This is a genomic window from Mesorhizobium sp. M0960 (genome assembly GCF_040319055.1).
Classification (GTDB): domain Bacteria; phylum Pseudomonadota; class Alphaproteobacteria; order Rhizobiales; family Rhizobiaceae; genus Mesorhizobium.
This window is the reverse complement of record NZ_JAMYNN010000059.1, coordinates 1-574: the sequence shown is the minus strand read 5'-3', so window position 1 is coordinate 574 and position 574 is coordinate 1. Positions and strand designations below refer to the sequence as shown.

Here is a 574-nt window from a genome sequence, read left to right as displayed (position 1 = left end):
GCCGGCGGTCGCGTATTTCCACAGCGCCACCAGCAGCTTGCGGGCGAGCGCGACGATCATCGCCTTCTTGAGGCGGCCGCCGTTGCGCGCCACCCGTTCGCTGAACCAGCGGGCCAGGCCCGAGGCCGGCTGATGGCGCAGCCACAGCCAGGCAAGCTCGACCATCGTCGTTCGCAGCCGCGGATTGCCTGCCTTTGACACGCCTTGTTCGTGATCGATCGTGCCGCTCTTCCATGGGGAAGGTGCCAGTCCCGCGTAGGCGGCCACCTGCCTGCGGTTGTTGAAATGCCGGAACAGCCCTTCGGCGTGGAGGATCGTCGCGAATTCCGGCCCGATGCCCTTCAGCTTGAGCAACATCGCCGCCGGCGTCGAGGCGTCCACCGCCGTCGCGGCGAGCAGCGCGTCGCGCTCGGCCTCCATCGCCTTGATCTGGCCGAGCAGCAATTCGAGACGGTCAAGTTCGCGGCCGATCTGGGCCTTCATGCGGGCCGGCAGGGCGCGGCCATCGCCGGTCCGCAGTTCTTCCAGGCGATCGCGGCGGTCGCGGCGCAAAGGCTCGTAGTCGCGGATGCCC

The 574-nt window shown here is 68.8% G+C and carries 1 protein-coding gene; it reads right to left on the bottom strand.

The genetic code is table 11. The features are described from left to right. On the bottom strand, positions 1–574 hold a 574-nt coding region (locus NKH63_RS31300; RefSeq protein WP_352920531.1), incomplete at both ends, for a transposase.